The sequence below is a fragment of the Pseudonocardia zijingensis genome (genome assembly GCF_042657305.1).
GTDB classification, from domain to species: Bacteria; Actinomycetota; Actinomycetes; order Mycobacteriales; family Pseudonocardiaceae; genus Pseudonocardia; species Pseudonocardia zijingensis.
On record NZ_JBHSKO010000002.1, the window covers coordinates 46043 to 62594 of the forward strand.

Annotated in this window: 15 protein-coding genes; 4 read left to right on the forward strand and 11 right to left on the reverse strand. The window is 73.0% G+C overall.

Annotated elements, in window-relative coordinates:
• Positions 1 to 6 precede the first annotated feature (6 nt).
• From ACFPL3_RS04425 to ACFPL3_RS04435, 3 genes are all read right to left on the reverse strand, one after another.
• Positions 7 to 1011 carry an ABC transporter substrate-binding protein gene (locus ACFPL3_RS04425; RefSeq protein ID WP_343946586.1) on the reverse strand — a complete coding sequence of 335 codons (1005 nt, stop codon included), beginning with the start codon at positions 1009 to 1011 and terminating at the stop codon, positions 7 to 9.
• A gap of 142 nt (positions 1012 to 1153) precedes the next feature.
• Positions 1154 to 1981 (reverse strand): SDR family NAD(P)-dependent oxidoreductase, encoded by an 828-nt coding sequence (locus ACFPL3_RS04430; RefSeq protein ID WP_343946585.1) that lies wholly within the window; start codon positions 1979 to 1981, stop codon positions 1154 to 1156.
• Positions 1974 to 2882, reverse strand: coding sequence for a LysR substrate-binding domain-containing protein (locus ACFPL3_RS04435; RefSeq protein WP_343946584.1), 909 nt, complete (start codon positions 2880 to 2882; stop codon positions 1974 to 1976). The genes ACFPL3_RS04430 and ACFPL3_RS04435 overlap by 8 nt, the downstream gene beginning before the upstream one ends.
• A gap of 197 nt (positions 2883 to 3079) precedes the next feature.
• Here ACFPL3_RS04435 and ACFPL3_RS04440 point away from each other — a divergent pair, with 197 nt between their 5' ends.
• The 3 genes from ACFPL3_RS04440 to ACFPL3_RS04450 are packed head-to-tail and all read left to right on the forward strand — an operon-like array spanning position 3080 to position 5608.
• Positions 3080 to 3820, forward strand: coding sequence for an SDR family NAD(P)-dependent oxidoreductase (locus ACFPL3_RS04440; RefSeq protein ID WP_343946583.1), 741 nt, complete (start codon positions 3080 to 3082; stop codon positions 3818 to 3820).
• Positions 3820 to 4722 carry an NAD-dependent epimerase/dehydratase family protein gene (locus tag ACFPL3_RS04445; protein WP_343946591.1) on the forward strand — a complete coding sequence of 301 codons (903 nt, stop codon included), beginning with the start codon at positions 3820 to 3822 and terminating at the stop codon, positions 4720 to 4722. Before ACFPL3_RS04440 ends, ACFPL3_RS04445 begins: the two co-directional genes overlap by 1 nt.
• Before the next feature lie 13 nt (positions 4723 to 4735).
• Entirely contained in the window at positions 4736 to 5608 is an 873-nt protein-coding gene (locus ACFPL3_RS04450) for an alpha/beta hydrolase (protein WP_343946582.1), read from the forward strand.
• Positions 5609 to 6579: 971 nt separating this feature from the next.
• Here ACFPL3_RS04450 and ACFPL3_RS04455 read toward each other — a convergent pair.
• Positions 6580 to 7119 carry a YbhB/YbcL family Raf kinase inhibitor-like protein gene (locus ACFPL3_RS04455; RefSeq protein WP_343946581.1) on the reverse strand — a complete coding sequence of 180 codons (540 nt, stop codon included), beginning with the start codon at positions 7117 to 7119 and terminating at the stop codon, positions 6580 to 6582.
• A gap of 158 nt (positions 7120 to 7277) precedes the next feature.
• Between ACFPL3_RS04455 and ACFPL3_RS04460 the strand changes: the two genes are divergently transcribed.
• Positions 7278 to 9041, forward strand: coding sequence for a dihydroxy-acid dehydratase domain-containing protein (locus ACFPL3_RS04460; RefSeq protein WP_343946580.1), 1764 nt, complete (start codon positions 7278 to 7280; stop codon positions 9039 to 9041).
• Positions 9042 to 9045: 4 nt separating this feature from the next.
• On the opposite strand, the gene ACFPL3_RS04465 is transcribed toward ACFPL3_RS04460, so the two are convergent.
• The 7 genes from ACFPL3_RS04465 to ACFPL3_RS04495 form a co-directional block, all read right to left on the reverse strand.
• The gene (locus tag ACFPL3_RS04465; protein WP_343946579.1) at positions 9046 to 9639 is read right to left on the reverse strand and encodes a mycothiol transferase; all 594 of its coding nucleotides are present in this window, start codon (positions 9637 to 9639) and stop codon (positions 9046 to 9048) included.
• 85 nt (positions 9640 to 9724) lie between these two features.
• A complete protein-coding gene (locus ACFPL3_RS04470) occupies positions 9725 to 10078 on the reverse strand; it encodes a TraR/DksA family transcriptional regulator (RefSeq protein ID WP_343946578.1) in 354 nt (117 codons plus the stop codon).
• Between the two features lie 45 nt (positions 10079 to 10123).
• Positions 10124 to 11452 (reverse strand): MFS transporter, encoded by a 1329-nt coding sequence (locus tag ACFPL3_RS04475; protein WP_343946577.1) that lies wholly within the window; start codon positions 11450 to 11452, stop codon positions 10124 to 10126.
• Entirely contained in the window at positions 11449 to 12843 is a 1395-nt protein-coding gene (locus ACFPL3_RS04480) for an LLM class flavin-dependent oxidoreductase (RefSeq protein WP_343946576.1), read from the reverse strand. Before ACFPL3_RS04480 ends, ACFPL3_RS04475 begins: the two co-directional genes overlap by 4 nt.
• Before the next feature lie 146 nt (positions 12844 to 12989).
• Complete coding sequence (locus tag ACFPL3_RS04485) at positions 12990 to 13325, reverse strand: tetratricopeptide repeat protein (RefSeq protein ID WP_343946575.1); 336 nt, start codon at positions 13323 to 13325, stop codon at positions 12990 to 12992.
• Between the two features lie 225 nt (positions 13326 to 13550).
• Positions 13551 to 15446, reverse strand: coding sequence for a serine/threonine-protein kinase (locus ACFPL3_RS04490; protein WP_379588410.1), 1896 nt, complete (start codon positions 15444 to 15446; stop codon positions 13551 to 13553).
• 136 nt (positions 15447 to 15582) lie between these two features.
• Positions 15583 to 16419, reverse strand: coding sequence for a TrmH family RNA methyltransferase (locus ACFPL3_RS04495; protein ID WP_343946337.1), 837 nt, complete (start codon positions 16417 to 16419; stop codon positions 15583 to 15585).
• Between the last annotated feature and the right edge of the window lie 133 nt (positions 16420 to 16552).

The window sequence follows — 16552 nt, forward strand, 5'->3', positions numbered from 1 at the left end:
CCTCCCTCAGTACGTCAGCGCCTCCGGCCACACCGCCTCCTGCACGTCGATCGGTTCCTCGAGGCCCGCGTACTTCGTCATCAGCTCCTGCACCGTGTCGATCCCCTCGGTGTCGAGAGCCGGGTCGCACGTCGTGCACCACGTGGCCGCTGCGGCCGCGTCCGGGGTCATCCCCATGTGCGCGACGAGCGTGGAGCGGGCCTCGTCGACGTGCTCTGCGGCGTAGCGCTGCGACTCCACCATCGCCGCGGCGAACCCGCGCACCGCCTCCTCGGACTCGCCGATCGTGGCCTCGCTGGTGAGGAACATGCCCACCGCCTCGTCGGCGAACAGCTCGACGTTCGGCTTCGCCACCACGCTCGACCCGTCGGCGAGCGCCTCGGCGATGAACGGGCTCTGCACCACCGCGGCGTCCACGTCGCCCGCGGCGAGGGCCGCGGGCATCTGCCCGAAGGGCATCTGCACCAGCTTGATCGTGCCGACGTCCACGCCCGCGCGGGCGGCGAGCTCCTGCGCCGCGAGGGTGTTCAACGACGACAACCCGACCACCGCGAGCGTCTTCCCGCCCAGGTCACCGGGCCCGGTGACGCCCGAGTTCGGGCCCGCGACCAGCGCGTTGCCCATCTCCGGGTCCTCCGCGGTGGCCTGCTGGCCGTCCGGGGTGGCCACGGCGCGGACGGGGATGTTGTTGGACCGCGCGTTGACCAGGTGCACTGCCGTGGCGAACCCGAAATCGTACTGGCCGCTGGCCAGGCCGGAGATGATCGCGGCGATGTCGGTCTGCGGCACGATCTCGAGCTTCAGCCCGTGCTCGGCGAAGATGCCCTTCTCCATGCCCACGAACATCGGCGCGAACTGCGACGCGGGGTTGAACGCGACCTGCACCGTGGTGGCGCCGTCCGCCCCCGGCTCGCCCACGCCGCCCGCCGAGCCACCGCCGCCGCACGCCGCCGACAGCAGCGCGACCGCGCCCACCGCCGTGGCGACCCGGAGTCGCTGCACAGTTCTCACGCCTCGTTCCTCTCCATCGTCATCGATGCGGAATGTCCCCGGCGCCGTCGAGATCGGCGATGTCCGCCTGCCGCGATCACACTAGGTCCGCCCGGCGATTCCGTGGACGACCATTCAGGCATCAGGTGATAGCGCTGGGAGCTCACACCGGGTTCCGTCCCGTCGTCGCGCCGCCGTCGATCGGGAGCACGGCGCCCGTCACATAACTCGACGCCGGGGACGCCAGGAACAATGCGAGGCCCTCCAGCTCCGCGGGATCGCCCAGCCGATTCAGGGCCGCGGCCCTCGCGAATTCCTCGACGACGCGCCCGCGGCCCGGATTGGCCTTCCCGATGTTCGTGACGAACGCGCCCGGGGCGATCGCGTTCACCAGGATCCCGCGCGGGGCCAGCTCCAGCGCCGCGTTGCGCACCAGGGCCACCACGCCCGCCTTGGTGGCCGTGTAGGCGTAACCCACGAGCGGGTCGGCCCGGATCCCGGCCAGCGACGAGATCACGACGATGCGCCCGTAGCCGGTGACCATGTGGTGCGCGGCGGCCCGCACCGTGTGCAGCACGCCGGTGAGGTTCACGTCCAGCACCCGCTGCCAGCGCTCGTCGTCCACGGCGTCCAGGCGGCCCTCCGGCGCGACGAACCCCGGCCCGGCGGAGATCCCGGCGTTGGCGAACGCGATGTGCAGCCCGGAGTCCCACGCCGCGGCGTCCGCCATCAGCGCGTCGACGGCCCCGCGGTCGGCGACGTCGGCCACCGCGGTGCGCACCGCGCACCCCTCCTCCGCCAGATCGGCGGCCGCCCGCTGCAGGCCTGCCTCGTCGACGTCGGCGAGGGTCACCCGGGCACCGTTGCGGGCGAGCACCCGCGCCGTCGCCAGCCCGAGTCCGCTGCCCGCACCCGTGACGACGGCGCCGCGGCCCTCCACCCGGAAGAGGTGCTGGGCCAGCGACGCCTCGCGCGTGTCCGGCTCAGCCATCTGCCGTCACCCGCGCCCGCGCGGTCTCCCACGGCCGGAGGCTCAGGAAGTTGTCGAGCACGGCCGGCCGGGCGCCGCTGCGCCACATCGCGCCCATGGTCAGCTTCAGCCGGTCGCCCTCCAGCGGCAGGTAGGCGACACCGCGCTGGGCCGCGATCCGGGCGGACGCCGGGGCGAACGCCATCCCGAGGTTCCCGGCCGCGAGCCCGATCGCCACCCACGTGCTGTTCACCTCGTGCGCCACCCGGGGGCTGAAGCCCGCGGCGTTGCAGGCGGCCACGTAGTAGTCGTGCAGTTCCGGTTCCACCTTCCGGTCCACGAGGATCACGTCGAAGGCCGCGATGTCCTCCAGCCGCACCGAGCTGCGGGTGGCGAGCGGGTGCGCGTCCGACACCACCAGCACCACCGGTTCCTCGCTGACCGGCTCCGTGCACAGCTCGGGCCGCGGCGGCACCGGCAGCCGGGTGAAGGCGAAGTGCATGCTGCGCGCCACCACCCGCTCGATCGCCATCCGGCTCGTGGCCTCGCTCAGCGTCAGCACGACGTCGGGATAGTGCTGCCGGAAGACCCGCAGCGACCGCGGCAGCAGGTCGGCCAGCGCGGGTTGGATGAACCCGATGTTGAGCCGGCCGGTCTCACCGCGCCCGACGGCCCGGGTCCGCACGACGGCACCGTCGGCGTGCGCCAGCAGGGCGTTGGCCTCCTCGAGGAACATCCGGCCCGCCTCGGTGAGCGAGACGTTGCGGCGGTCGCGCTCCAGCAGCTGCACGCCCAGCTCCCGCTCCAGCGCGCTGATCTGCTTGGACAACGCGGGCTGCACGATGTGCAGCTTCTCGGCGGCCCGGCGGAAGTGCAGCTCCTCGGCGACGGAGACGAAGTACCTCAGGTGTCGCAGCTCCAACGACCGCACCTCTCCCTCGAAGCACCGCGACCGTAGGCCGAAGGACTGATGCGAGGCCAATAGCCGCGGCAGTGGTTCTGATCACCTCAGGTGATCAGACGCGGCCCGGGACTGTGACCGATGCCAGACTGGGTTGCTCAATCCAAAAACCGTCTCTAGATTTCTGGGTTGTACAACCCAGAAACGAGGAGGCCCCCGTGTCCACCACCCACCGCACCGCCCTGGTGACCGGCGCGACCGCAGGCATCGGGCGCGCCGTCGCGCTCGCACTCGCCGAGGACGGCATCGAGGTGATCGCCCAGGGCCGCGACCGCGAGCGCGGCGCACAGCTGGTGAAAGAGATCGGCGCGCTCGGCGGCCGTGCCCGCTTCGAGACCGCCGACCTGTCCGACGCCGCCGAGGTCAGCGCGCTCGCCGCCACGGCCGGCCCCGTCGACGTCCTGGTCAACAACGCAGGCGTCTACGAGCTCACCAGCACCCCCGACACGTCCGCGGCGAGCTTCGACCGCCACTTCGCCGTCAACACCCGCGCCCCGTTCCTGCTGGTGGGCGCGCTCGGCCCCGGCATGGCCGAACGCGGGCACGGCGCGATCGTCAACATCACCTCCAGCGGGGCGACCTCCCCCGCACCGATCGGCACCGCCTACTCGGCGTCGAAGGCCGCCCTCGAACTGCTCACCCGCTCCTGGGCCACCGAGTTCGGGCCCCGTGGAGTGCGCGTCACCGGCGTCTCCCCCGGACCCGTCCGCAGCGCGGGCACCACAGCGATGCTGGGCGAGAACGTCGAGGCGCTCGGGCGCGTGAACCTGCGGCAGCGGATCGGGGAGCCGGAGGAGATCGCCGCGGTGGTCCGCTTCCTGCTCAGCGACGCCGCGAGCTACATCAACGGCACGATCGTCCTCGCCAACGGCGGCGAGCCCTCGGCCCTCGCCGCGTGATGGACGTCCTGGTCATCGGCGCCACCGGCTTCGTGGGCGGCGCCGTGGCGCGCCACCTCGCCGGCCACGGCCACCGGGTCACCGGGATGGCGCGGTCCGCCGCGGCCGCCGAACGGTTGCGCGGGCAGGGCGTCACCCCGCTGCTCGGCGACCTCGACGGCGGGCGGGAACCGGTGCTGGCCGCCGCGGCCTGCTCCGACGCCGTCGTGTTCGCCGCCCAGCCCGCACCCCACGACGAGGAACGCATGGTGGCCGAACTCCTCGACGTGCTCGCCGGCACCGCCACCACCTTCGTGTTCACCTCCGGCAGCGGCGTGCTCCTGCAGCGCACCGAGGGCGCGTGGAGCGAGGACAGCTACGCCGAGGACGACCCGTTCCCCGTCGAACCGCTCGCCGAACGCCGGTTCGCCGTCGAGAACGCGGTGCGCGCCGCGGCACCGGGACTGCGCACGATCGTGCTGCGCCCGGGCCTGATCTGGGGCCCGGACGACCACGGCCACGTCTCCATGATCTACCGCTCCGTCGCCACCACCGGCGCCGCCTGCTACGTCGGCGAAGGCCTCAACACCTACTCCCACGTGCACGTCGACGACGTCTGCGACCTCGCCGAACGCGCCCTCGCCACCGGCACCGCGGGCGCGGTCTACCACGCCGCCGCGGGCGAGACCCCGAACCGGTGGATCGCCCGGTCCGTGGCCGCCGACCTCGACCGTCCCACCCGCAGCCTCGACCTGGCCGAGGCCGCCGAGGTCTGGGGTGAGTTCGGCGCGCTGATCATGAGCGCGTCGAGCCGCACCCGGGCTCCCCGGTCGCGCCGCGAACTGGGCTGGGCACCCCGCCACACCGACCTGCTCACCACGATCGGCGAACCCCGTCTGCGCGCGCTCGCCACCGCCCACTAGGGAGAAGACCACCATGGCCTCCTGGCCGCCCGACGGGTTCACCGTCCAGTCCGTGCCCACCAACGGCACCACCCTCTCCGTCGCCGTCGGCGGCACCGGCCCCACGCTGGTGCTGCTCCACGGCTGGCCCCAGACCGGGCGCGCGTGGCGCCACGTCATGCCCGGCCTCGCCCGCACCCACACCGTGGTCGTGCCCGACCTGCGCGGCACCGGCGCGAGCGACCGGCCCGCCGCCGGCTACGAGAAGAGCAACCAGGCCCGGGACGCGCGCGGCGCCCTCGGCGCCCTCGGCCTCCCCCGCCCCGCCGTCGTGGTGGGCCACGACATCGGCGCCATGATCGCGTTCGCGTGGGCGGCCGAGTTCCCCGACGACGTGGCCGCCCTCGTCCTCCTCGACGCGCTCCTTCCCGGCCTCGGCCTCGAGGAGGCCATGAACGTCGCCGAGGGCGGCATGTGGCACTTCGGGTTCTTCATGGCCCCCGACGTGCCCGAGATGCTCTTCGACGGGCACGAGCTGGAGTTCTTCACCGCCACCTTCCGGGCGATGAGCACCCCGGGCACCTTCTCCGACGACGACCTCGCCGCCTACGCCGACGCCTACCGCGGCCGCGACCGCCTCCGCGGCGGCTTCGCCCACTACCGCACCCTCTTCGACGACGGCCGCCGCACCCGCGAACTGCTCGCGGACCGCACACTGGAGATGCCGGTGCTGACGGTCGCCGCCGGCCTCCACGCACCCCACGCCGACCCGGCCGCGGTGCTGCGACCCCACGCCACCGACGTCACCGGCCGCGCCGCACCCACCGGCCACTTCGTCGCCGAGGAGGCCCCGGAGTGGCTGGTCGACGCCGTCGAGGAGATCTCCCGCCGGGCGGCACCCCGCTGACGGAGATGAACAGCACCTGACCGCTGCCGCGCCAGCAGAGGTGTACTGCTCGTCGATGATCACGTGTCGAGGCGCACATAGCTGCACCTATCCTGATGATCACCACAGACCGGCTGCGGCGCCACCCAAGATCGGACCGAGGCGCACACAGATGCTGCAACGAGGACATCCGGGTTCTGCTGATCACCGCGGGCGGCCCTCCAGGCTCAATGATCGGACCGAACAGCACCTCACCGCTGCGGCGCGAGCAGTGGCGTACTGCTCGCAGCGATCAAGCAGCTCGAGGCGCACACAGCCGCTCCCGCCGGGGCGCCGAGGTTCTGCTGATCACCACGGACCGGCCGACCCGCCGCGACCAACACCTTCACACTGTCATCGCGGAGGTACTGCTCGCCGGCCCACCCATGATCTGGCCGAGGCGCACACAGCCGCTGCAGCGACAACACCCAGGTCCTGCTGATCACCCAGGCCCGGGTCGGTCGCCCACACGATCAAGCCGAGCAGCACCCCACTGCTGTGTGCGAGCAGTGGCGTACTGCTCGCAATGATCACGCAGTTCGAGGCGCACACGACTGCTCCCGCTGGAGCACCGAGGTTCTGCTGATCACCACGGACCGGCCGACCCGCCGCGACCAGCACCACACCGCCGTCGACCGCGGAGGTACTACTCGCGGGGGCCACACACATGAACGGACCGAGGCGCACACAGCCGCCGCAGAGACAACACCCAGGTCCTGCTGATCACCGCGACCGGTCCCTCCCGGCTCCATGATCGGGCCGAGCAGCACCTCACTGCTGCGCGCGAGCAGTGAGGTGCTGCTCGGAACGATCAACCGTCGCGAGACTCACAAGGCTGCTCCCACGGGGACACCCAGGTCCTGGTGATCACCCTCGCCGGGGTGGCCGTCCTCCCGCCCGCGAGCAGTGGCGTACTGCTCGCGGCGATCAACTCCCGACGGCCGCCTGGTCCGTCAGGCCGGGGTCTCGCCGGTCGCGACGAGCACCGCGCGCCCGAGGGTGTGGCCGAACATGGTGAACCCGAGGACAGCCGGGGTGGCGTCGGCCGCGACCCCGATGTTCGCGACGTCCAGTGCGTGGACGACGACGAAGTAGCGGTGCGGGCCGTGCCCGGCGGGCGGGGCGGCGCCGACGAACCGCGCCGCGCCGGCGTCGTTGCGCAGCTGGAAGGCGCCCGCGGGCAGCCCCGAGCCGGTGTCGTCGCCCGCACCCTCGGACAGCGCGGTGACGCCGGCAGGGATGTCGGCCACCGCCCAGTGCCAGAACCCGGACCCGGTGGGGGCGTCGGGGTCGTAGACGGTGACGGCGTAGCTGCGGGTGCCCTCGGGAGCCCCGTGCCAGGACAGCTGCGGGGAGACGTCCTTCCCTTCCGGCACCCCGAACATGCCGGAGTACTGGGCGGCGGGCAGGGCGGCCCCGTCCGCGACGGTGGTGCTGGTGACGGTGAAGGCGGCCACCTCGGGGAGGCGGGCGAACGGGTTGTTGACGCTCATCGCGTGGTTCCTCTCTGGCCCTACGGCAACGTTCCTGATCGATGATAGCACGAATAATCGATTATTTGGCCCGCGCGCCGGCCCCACAGGCGCCCCCCGACACGCACGCGCCGAGACGGGGACGATGATGGCGGGGTCGAGCACGAGGAGTTGGACCGATGAGTGAGTCGAACGGCCAGGACGTCTGGAAGCCTGGTCAGGACTGCCAGGCCGTGGCCACCGCGAAGGCGCTGGGCCAGGACGTGGACCGCATCCACGGAGCGCCGTGGGGCGTGGTCGGCACGCTGGGCGACAGCATCTGCTACGTGGGCGTCAACGACAAGGTCGACGCCGTGCACGCGGCGATGGCGCGCCGGATCACCGAGCGCGACCTGCCGGTGCGCCTGCTGGCCCCCAACTACTCGGGCGGCATCTCCGACGGCCAGCGCAACGGCACGCCGCAGATGCGGTACTCGCTGATCGGCCGCGAGACCACCAACGACGGCCTGTCGCTGCACTTCGAGGGCAGTGACATCCGCGGGCTGGTCGCGGTCGTCGCGTGCGACAAGCCGCCGGTGGGCGCCACCGCGGCGATCATGGAGCGCAACGTGCCCGCGGTGGTGCTGTCGGACGGCTCGATCCGCCCCGGCAAGGACCCGCTCACCGGCGAGACTATCGACCTGGTCAGCTGCTTCCAGGTGGCGGGCGACCCCGACCTGGAGAAGCGCGAGCGCTGGGCCCGCAACGCCTGCCCCGGCCACGGCAGCTGCGGCGGCATGTTCACCTACAACACGATGCAGTCGTTCATCGCGCTGCTGGGGCTCGAGCCGCTGCACATGGTGTCGCCGGCGTCGGAGGACCCGCGGCGCACCGAGGAGTTCCCCGAGCAGGTCGTCGACTGCCTGGAGATCATGACGCAGCGCGGGATCACGCCCCGCGACATCGCCACCCCCACCGCGTTCCGCAACGCGACGATCGCCGCGATCGCGATGGGTGGCTCCACCAACGTGGTGCTGCACGCGCCGGAGATCGCGCGCGCCGCGGGCATCGACTTCTGGAACCAGGTGATGTCCCAGAAGGAGTTCAACCAGCTGTCCCGCCGGGTGCCGGTGCTGATCAACGCCCGCCCGTTCGGGAAGTACAGCATGGTCGACATCGACGCCGTCGGCGGTCTGCCGGTGGTGGTCAAGGAGCTGCTGGACGCCGGGTTCCTCGACGGCTCGCCGATGACGTGCACGGGCGAGACGCTCGCGGAGCAGGTGGCCCGGATCGACCCGCCCGCGCCCGACGGGGAGGTCGTCCACCCGGTGTCGGCGCCGTTCAAGCCGACCGGCGGGCTGCGGCTGCTGTCGGGCAACGTCGCCCCCGAGGGCGGCGCGGTGCTCAAGCTGGCGGGTGTCGAGACCGGCATCGTCGACAACCGGTTCGTGGGCCGGGCCCGGGTGTTCAACAGCGAGCAGGACCTGCTGCGCGCCCTCATCGACACCCCGGACGTCTTCGCCGACCTGGACATGGTGGTGATCCGCTACGAGGGCCCGCGCGGCGCCCCGGGCATGCCGGAGATGCTCGACCCGACGTCGCGGATCACGGCGCTGTGCCGGCAGAAGGGCATCTCGATCGCCCTGATGACCGACGCCCGGTTCTCCGGGGGCTCGGTCGGCCTGGTGATCGGCCACGTCGGCCCGGAGGCGGCGCTGGGCGGCCCGATCGCCCTGATCGAGGACGGCGACACGATCGTCATCGACCTGGACGAGGACACCCTCGACTGCGTCGAGCTGGGCGACGCCGCCACGTTCGAGGCGCGGGCGACCGCGTGGCGGGAGGCGGCGGCCGCGAACGGCGGCGAGCACCCGCTGGTGCGGCCGGTGACGGCGCGGCTGCTGCGCCGGATGCGCGCGGACGCCTCGCCCGCCATCGCCGGTGGCGGGATCGCCACCGCGTGAGGCCTCAGGCCAGGAGGGTGCCCGGAGCCGGCTGGTAGGGCTGGAAGAAGTCGTTGGCGCTCGCCCCTTCGAGGGTGAGCACCAGCGCGGGCACCGCCATGCCGTCGATCTGCTCGCGGATGATGTCGGCGTGCCCCGCGTGCCGGGCCAGCTCCTCGACCAGGTGCACCAGGTAGTAGCGGGCGTGGATCGGCCGGGCGTCGAAGATCCCGTGCCACGGCGCGGGCGGCGCCGTGGTGGGCGCGGCCGGGTCGGTGGCGGCGAGCGCGGCGCGCAGCTTCTCCCGCACCCGGTCGAACTCGTCGATCGTGCCGGCCACCGTCTCGTCCGCGCGCACGGCGAAGCTGTCGGTGAACACGGCGTACGCAGCCGCGTCGACCGGCTGCTCGGTGACCTCGGTGGCCAGGCGCTCCAGGGCACCCCGCATGACGTACGCCGCGTGCTTGATGATGCCGCCGACCGACAGCGCGCTGCGGCAGGGTGTCTCGCGCGCCTGCTCCTCGGTGAGGCCGAACGCGGCGGCGCGGATCGCGGTGAGCTGCTGCTCGATGTAGTTGATCAGGCCGGTGAGCTCGTCGTGCTGGGCGGGGGCGTACATCGTGTGTCCTCCGGGCTCCGTTGTGGTGTGGTCACCACTGTGCCGGGCACTGCGGTCGGTTCCTGACCGCAATTGCCCGAAGCGGTCATCGCCGACGGCTACTCGCGCAGGAGATGCACGTCTCGGCCGCGGGCAATGCCTCCAGCCGGGCCTCGGCGATGTCGTCGCCGCACCGCGCGCAGCGCCCGTAGCCGCCGTCGGCGAGCCGCTCCTCGGCCCGGTCCAACGCCGCCAGGTCGCGGCGGGCACCGTCGCGCAACCCCTGCAGCTGCGCGCGCTGCGATGCGATCGTGATGCCCTCGGGGTCGTGCTCGTCGTCGTGCGAGGTGAGGGCCTGCTCTTCGGCCAGGCCGGCGAGCTGCCGCTCGAGCGCCGCGATCCGCTCCCGGGTGGCCTCCCGCTCGGCGGCGAGCCGGGCGAGCACGTCGGATCCGTCCACGGGAGTGGAACGGGTGGGCAGGTGTGGCGGTTCCACCGCCCCCGGCTACGACCCGCTGGTCGCGACCACCGGCTTCTCCTCGCTCATCTCGCCCTGCGGGCGCAGCAGGATCGTGGCGACGAGGGCGATCGCGCACAGCACGACAAGGTAGATGCCCGCCGGCAGGGAGCTGCCGAACTGCGCCGCGAGGAAGGTGGCGACGATCGGCGCCGGCCCGGCCGACGTCACCGACGAGAGCTGGTAGCCCAGGGCCGAGCCGCTGTAGCGCACCCGGGCGGGGAAGCTCTCGGCGATGAGCGCGGCCTGCGGCCCGTACTGGATGTCGTGGACCACCAGGGACAGCACCACGAACACGGCGATCAGGGCGAAGTTGCCCGACTCCAGCACCGCGAAGTACGGCACGGCGAAGACCAGCATGGTCACGACGCCGATGAGGTACAGGCGCCTGCGCCCGACGACGTCGGAGAGCCAGCCCCACAGGGGCGTCGTGAAGAGCGAGACGATCCCCGCGACCATGATCACCGTGAGGAACGACTGCCGGGGCAGCCCGAGCGTGGCCACCCCGTAGGACAGCGCGAACGTCGTGAAGAGGTAGAACGACGCGTGCTGGCCCATCCGCACGAGGCAGGTCAGCACGATCTCGCGGCCGTTGCCCCGGATCGCCTCCACCACCGGGCGCGACGAGCGCCGCCGCCCGGCCACCATCTGCTCGAAGAACGGCGTCTCGAGGATCCCGAGCCGGATCCACAGCCCGATGCCGAAGAGCACGAAGCTGACGAGGAACGGCACCCGCCAGCCCCAGGTCAGGAGCTGCTCCTCGCCCAGGCCGCTCACCAGCGACAGGGCCGCCGTGGCCAGCGTCAGGCCCGCGGGCGAGCCCCACTGCGCCCAGCTCCCCGTGAACCCCCGGCGCCCGCGGAACGTCGACCACTCGGTGGCGAGGAGGACCGACCCGCTCCACTCGCCGCCGACACCGATGCCCTGCACCACCCGCAGGAGCACCAGGATCACGGCGCCCCAGATGCCGCCCGTCTCGTAGGTGGGCACGACGCCGACCAGCACGGTGCCGATCGCCATCAGCGTGAGCGTGGCGACGAGGCTCGCCTTCCGCCCGATCCGGTCCCCGAGGTGCCCGAAGACGACGGCGCCCAGTGGCCGCGCGAGGAACCCGACGAAGAACGTGGAGAAGGCCAGCAGCGTGCCTGCCAGCGGGTCGAACTCCGGGAAGAAGAGCTTGTTGAAGACCAGGCCGGCGACCAGGCCGTAGATGTAGAAGTCGTACCACTCGATCGTGGTGCCGAGCGTCCCGGCGACGACCGCCTTGACGGCATTGCGCCGGTCCTCCGGCCGGATCGCTGGTGCTTCCGCGGTCATGGGTTGTCCACCGTCCCTTGTCCCGGCGTCGCCCGGCGGTAGCGCGTCCCGGGGTGGTCGGGGGCGAGGTGCGCACCTGCCCCGGTGCCCAGGTTCTCCCGCAGGGTCGCCGCCGCGTACCCGTCCTGCACCCGGCCCCGGCGCCGCAACTCCGGCACCACGTGCTCGACGAAGTCGACGAACGTGCCGGGTGTGACGACGTAGGCGAGGTTGAACCCGTCGACGCCCGCCTCGTCCACCCAGCGCTCCATCTCGTCGGCCACCGTGGCGCCCGAGCCGACGACGACAGGCCCCCGGCCGCCGATCGCGACGAACCGGGCCAGCTCCTCGACCGTCCACTCCCGGTCGGGGTCTGCCGTGGTGAAGGCCGCCAGGGCGGTGCGGGTGGCGTCGGTCTCGACGTACTCCAGGCGCTGCCCCGGTGACGCGCCGGCGAGGTCGACGCCGGTCCAGCCGCCGAACAGGGCGAGCGCACCCTCGCGGCTGACGTGCTGGAGGTAGGAGTCGCGCTTCGCGACCGCGGCCGCGTCGGTCTCGGCCGTGATCGCGGTGAGCATCGCGAACACCTTGATGGCCGACGCGTCCCGGCCGGCCTCGGTCGCCTGGTCGCGGATCCGGTCCACGAAATGACGCACGACCCCGGGCGTCGGGCCGTTGATGAACACCGCCTCCGCGTGCGCCGCGGCGAACCGGCTACCGCGCGACGACGCGCCCGCCTGGAAGATCACCGGCGTGCACTGCGGCGACGGCTCGCACAGGAACGGCCCCGGCACCTCGAAGTACCGCCCCTTGTGCTCGATGTCGTGCACCTTGGAGGGGTCCGTGTACACGCCACGCTCGACGTCGCGCACCACCGCACCCGGCTCCCACGAGCCCTCCCAGAGCTTGTAGCAGACCTCCAGGTACTCCTCGGCCAGGTCGTAGCGCTCGTCGTGCGGGATCTGCTGGTCGCGGCCCAGGTTCCGGGCGGCGCTCTCCAGGTAGGAGGTGACCACGTTCCACGCGACGCGACCCCTCGTCAGGTGGTCGAGGGTGGTCATCCGGCGGGCGAGCGCGTAGGGCTGCTCGTAGGCCACGGACACCGTGACCCCGAAGCCGAGGTGCCGCGTCACCGCGGCCATCGCCGAGATCGCCATGATCGGGTCGTTGACCGGCACCTGCACGGCCTCGCGGACCGCCGCGTCGCGCGAGCCCCCGTACACGTCGTAGACGCCGAGGACGTCGGCGAGGAAGAGCGCATCGAATCCGCCGCGTTCCAGCAGCTGCGCGAGCTCGGTCCAGTAGTCGATGTCGACGTAGCGGTGCCCCTGGTCGTCCGGGTGGCGCCACAGGCCGATCGACTGGTGCCCGACGCAGGCCATGTCGAAGGCGTTCAGCAGGATGCGGCTCATCGGGCCCGCTCGTGCGCCGCCGGGGAGATCACGGCGCGATCGTCGTCGGCGGGAACGTGGCCCACAAGCCCGCGGCCACATGGCAGGACGTGCCCGGGAATTGTCCGGACCGGGCGGGGCGGCTCAGCGCCGCCCCGCCGTGCGGGTCAGGCGACCAGCTCCCGGTACTCCGGGCGCGGGTCCAGCGCCGCAGCCACGCGGAAGTGGACCGCGGCCTCGTCGTGGCGGCTGCGTCGCTGCAGCGTGCGGCCCAGCGCCACGCGGGCGAAGGCATCGGTCGGCGCCATCTCCACCACGCGCTCGAACGCCTCCTGCGCCCGGGCCAGCTGGGCGGAGTGGTAGTAGGCCCGCCCCAGCAGCAGCTGCCCGGCCGCGTGCGTCTGCAGCTCGTCGACCAGCGGCTCGAGCAGGCGCAGCGCCTCCAGCGGGTCACCGGCATCGAGCTGCACCTCGGCGAGCCGGTAGCGCAACGTCTCGTGCATCGGGGCCTCCTTCGTGCGTCGATCCGATCCGACGCCCGCTCAACCACCGGCCCCGCGTAGTTATTTCAACGCGCAACTACCCGCGCGTAGGGCGCCTCGCCCGGCGGAACGCGCAACTCGCCCCGCGAGATGCGGGACTGCCCCGGCGAGACGGGAGACTCGCCGGACTTCGGGGGCGAGTCTCCCGTCTCAGAGGGCGGAAGTCGCGTCCGCGGAGGCACAGCGTCAGCCCGGCGGGGGCAGCCGGCCCGCCGCGGCCGTCGCGAGCGCGGTGGCCGCGCGGCAGAGTTCGGCCTGCGGGCCCGGGCCCGAGTAGGTCAGCTGGACGGTCTCGAGGCGCTCGGAGCCCTCGACCGAGTAGGAGCGCTGCACGAACGGGATCCAGCAGGCCCCTTCCGCGGGGTGCACGAGTCCCGGCCGCCCGGCGAAGTCAGCCCGCGTGCCGAGGTAGGCGCTCAGCGGAAGGGAGCGGTAGTAGACCAGTTCCACCGTGCTGTCGCCGGAGGTGGACGCCCAGTCGCACCCCCAGTCGGCGAACCGGGCTTGCGGCTGGGTGACGTCCGGGATCACGGCGACCAGGTCCGCGGGTGTCAGCAGGCCGCACGCGGGGATGCCCGCGAGCGGACCGCCGTCGGTCAACGGCGGCCGGGTGCCGACGCCGCTCCCCTCGAGCCGGGCGAGGGCCGTCGCCCGCGCGGCGCCGACGATCGCGCACATGTCCTGCGTGCCGGTCCAGCCCCGCTGCGGCTGGGCGGCCAGGCGCAGGACGTTCCGGTCGGGCAACTCGACGAGCTCGTCGCAGTAGCCGTCGGCCGGCTCGAAGCTGACCACGGTGTAGCCCGCTTCCTCCTGGCGCAGGCCCAACCAGAGGTCCTCGGTCTCGGCCTGGGTCTGGAACGTCAGCGAGTAGGTGGCGGTGGTTCCGTCCGGCCTGGCGATCGACACGGCGCACGCGGCGAAGCGCGCCTCGTCCCGCAGGAACGATGCCGCACCGAACGCATGCAACGGGCCGGGATCCACCAGCGAGCACGGGTCGGCGGTGGTGACGTCGCCGATCACCGCGCCGTCCGGAGCCGTGCTGGTGGGCGGGCCGGCCGCCGGACCCGCCGGAGCGGCGCCGTCGGCCCGGGTGCCGACCACGCCCGTGAGGACGCCGGCCGCCACCGCGAGAACCGCGACGACAGCCGCGGCCACACCCAGGAGACGGCCCCGCTTCCCGGCGCGGTCGCGATCGCCGGGAACGGTGCCGGCGAGGGGGGCGGCCACCGCCGCCGAGGCACCGTCGGCGACCCGGCGCAACGCGACGCGGGCCTGCTCCGCCGACGGCCGCCGGTCCGGGTCGTCGGCGGTGAGCTGCACCAACAGGTCGGTCAGGGGCCCCGCCCGGCCGGGCCGCGGCGCACCCCCGAGCCCGATCCGACCCAGGAGGGCGAGGACGTTGCCCGGCTCCGTGCCGAACGGCGGCCGCCCCTCCACCGCCGCGTACAGCGTGGCGCCGAGCGAGTACACGTCGGTGCGCGGGTCCGTGCCCTCCCCCCGCGCCGTCTCCGGCGCGAAGTACGCCGGCGTGCCCGTCACCACGTGCGTGGCCGTGAGCGCAGGCGCCGCGGCCGTGTGCGCGATCCCGAAATCGGTCAGCTTGACCACCGGCCCCGCGGCCGAGGGCCGCGACAGCAGCACGTTGTCCGGCTTCACGTCCCGGTGCACGATCCCCGCCGCGTGCGCCGCGGCCAGCGCACCCGCCACGTCCGCCCCGATCGCCGCCACCTCCAGCGGCGGCAGGGTGCCACGCTCCGCCAGCACCCCACCCAGGCTGCGCGACGGCAGGAACTCCAGCACCAGCCACGGCACCCCCTGCTCCACCACCACGTCGAAGATCGACACGATGTTCGGGTGGTGCAGCGCGGCCACGATCCGCGCCTCGCGCAACGTCCACTCCCGCGCGAGCACCGGGTCGACCTCGGCCGGGTCCAGCCGCACCTGCTTCAAGGCCACGTCGCGGCCGAGCAGCTCGTCACGGGCCCGCCACACCGCACCCATGCCCCCGGTGCCGATCAGCTCGATCAGCCGGTACCGGCCCGCCAGGACGGCCACCGGAGCGCCGTCCGGGACCCCTGTCACCGGCGATCTCCCGTACCTGATGCGCGCTCCGACACGTGATCAGCTTTGCAGATCGCGATTCCAGATCGCTTGCCACAGCCTTCCGGCCTGCCCGGCCGCGCAGGACCGCCTGCGGTGAGGTCCGCGGCGAGCCGCGTCAGCGCGACGTGCCGGTCCGGGCGCCCCGCTGCCGGGCGGCCTCGTACAGGGCCACCGTGGCGGCGCTCGCGGCGTTGAGCGAACTCGCCGCGCCACCGATGGGGATCCGCGCCATGGTGTCGCAGCCCTCCCACCAGCCCGTGCTCAACCCGGACGTCTCGCTGCCGATCACCAACAAGGTGGGACCCGTCAGGTCCACGTCGGCCACGTCCGCCGCGCCGTTCTCGTCCGTGCCGACCACGGTGAGCCCGCGCCCGGCGGCCCGCTCCCGCTCCACCCACTCCAGCACGTCGCGGTGGGAACGGACCCGCACCACCGGCACCGCCATCAGCGACCCGGTGGAGGCGCGCACCGACTTCGGGTCGTACGGATCCGCGGCGTGCCCGGTGATGATCAGCCCGGCGCCGCCGAACGCGTCCACGGACCGCACGATCGTGCCGATGTTGCCCGGTCCGCTGGGCCGGTCGAAGACCACGCCGAGGAAGGACGGCCCGACCTCGATCCGGGACAGGTCGTCGGGGGGCAGTTCGAGCACCGCCACCAGCTCGGGAGCGTCCTGCTCCTTCTCGCCCAGCACCCGCAGCAGCTCGGGGGCCATGGCCACCCGCTCGCCCCCGGCCCGCTCGAGGATCCCGGCCGCCCAGCGCGACAGCGGCCGGTCCGCGTCGTAGATCAGCGCGCGCACCGGCCAGCCCAGCTCCACGGCCAGGCTGATCGGCCGGACCCCCTGCACCAGGAACTCACCGGCCCGCTGGCGCTTGTTCCGGTTGCGCAGCAACGACTCCCACTGCTGGAACCGCGCGTTGGGCCGCGAGATCCGCCGCACGTCCCGCACCCGCACTCCAGTCGCCGCCCACCGGAGGTCGAAGTTTCCCACACGAGGCGCGCGCCCCGCCGCGCCGCCGCCTCCGAATGCCGGCATGGTGGCTTTGCTGGCGTAATCGGCCAGCAAAGCCACCATGCCGGCA